We start from the raw sequence: 1546 nt of genomic DNA on the forward strand, positions 1-1546 counted from the left end.
GTTCTCACGTCTGCTCTCCTCCCGGGGACCGGGTGGTGGGCTGCGCTGCGCACCGGTGACCTGGCCCCTCGGCACGAGGACCGTGCCACGGGAAGGTGCTCGACGCAACCACAGCCGCACGGCGGGCCCCCTCCCGCTGACCCGCCACGCCGGCGTCGACACCGGTGGCGCCGGGCGGCACACTGCGCCCGTGGAGACCGCGAGCGCACCCCCGCCGCCGCAGCGGTCGTGGACGCTGGAGGAGCTGCGGCACGCCGCGCGCCTGGCCTTCACCACCGGCCCGGGCGAGCGGGTGGACACCGCGGCGCTGGCCGCCGCCGCCGGCGTCTCCCCCCGGCAGGTGCAGCGCTGGCTGGGCGGTCACGCGCGCCCCGGGCAGCAGGCGGCGCACCGGCTGCGGGCCGCGCTGCTGCCCGCGCCGGACGTCCTGCAGCGCCAGGAGGACGACGCGCGCAACGCCGCCGAGGCCGCCGCGGAGGTCGAGCGGGCCTCGCAGCGCGACGGGGCGTTCAGCTCCCCGGTGGCGCTGTGGGCCGAGCGCGGCTGGCTGGGCGAGCACCTGCTGCTGGTGGTGCTCAACCCGGACCTGGGGTACGCGCGCGCCGGCGTGGTGGGGGCGCACGCGCCCAACGTGGCGCGGTTGCGCACCTCCCCGCCGCGCCCGGCCTCGGTGCCCGGCGGGCGGTGGCAGGTCCTCGACGCCTACGGCACCGGCCACCGCTTCGACGCGGTCGTGCTGCGCCACGCGCTGCTGCGGGAGGTGGGCCCCTGGCGCACCCGCGTGCACCCCGACCGGATGCCCAAGGGCCACAGCGACGGCTGGCTGGCGGGCGCGCCGGTGCCCGACCTGTCCCGCCTGGCGCGGCGCGCCGGCGTGCGGGGCCGGCGCGAGCGCCACCGGTGGGTGGAGGGGGCGTGAGGGCGCGGCGGGTGCTCAGCGCCCGCGCGGACCGGCCCACTCGACGGAGTCGATGGACTCGAAGTGCCAGTTGGTGACGTAGGTGCGGTCGAAGTGGGCGTGCAGGAAGTCCACCGCCCCCCGGTGGCCGTGCTCGGCCCACACCTGCTGCAGCTGCGCGAACTCCTCCGGGGACATCTGCGTCTCGGTGACCCGGTCGCGGTACTGGTCGTCGTTGCTGGAGAGCACCCCCTGCACCCCCCCGACGCGCACCTTGAGCGCCCCGCCGGCCGCGGCCGGCGCCGGGGCGGGGTGGCGCCCCAGCGCCCGCCGGCGCCCGGCCCTGGAGCCCAGCGCGGCGCGGGCCCGGCGGACGAGCTTCTGCAGGCGCGGGTTGGTGCGCGCCGGGACGGTCTCCCCGCGCACCCACCGCTGCAGCTGACGGGCGGACATGCCCAGGTCCTCCGCCGCGGCGGCCAGGTCGGGGCGCTGCGCATCGCGGCGGGAGGGGCCGTAGGCGTCCAGAAGCATCGCGCGCACGTCGCGCCGGCCCGCGCCGGCGCCCGGGGCGGGCCGCCCCAGGACGAAACCGGCCACGGCGCCGCGCAGGGCGGCGGAGTCCAGCTCCCGCGCGCCCATCGTCGGCAG

1 protein-coding gene and 1 pseudogene are annotated in these 1546 nt (G+C 79.4%); one reads left to right on the forward strand and one right to left on the reverse strand.

The genetic code is table 11. The features are described 5' to 3' along the window. The first annotated feature begins 190 nt into the window (after positions 1-190). A complete protein-coding gene (locus GTR00_RS20530) occupies positions 191-919 on the forward strand; it encodes a hypothetical protein (protein WP_166613379.1) in 729 nt (242 codons plus the stop codon). Positions 920-934: 15 nt separating this feature from the next. Here GTR00_RS20530 and GTR00_RS20535 read toward each other — a convergent pair. Then, positions 935-1546, reverse strand: a pseudogene (locus GTR00_RS20535) (hypothetical protein); the annotation flags it as partial.

The organism is Kineococcus indalonis, from assembly GCF_009906395.1.
In the GTDB taxonomy this organism is placed as follows: domain Bacteria; phylum Actinomycetota; class Actinomycetes; order Actinomycetales; family Kineococcaceae; genus Kineococcus; species Kineococcus indalonis.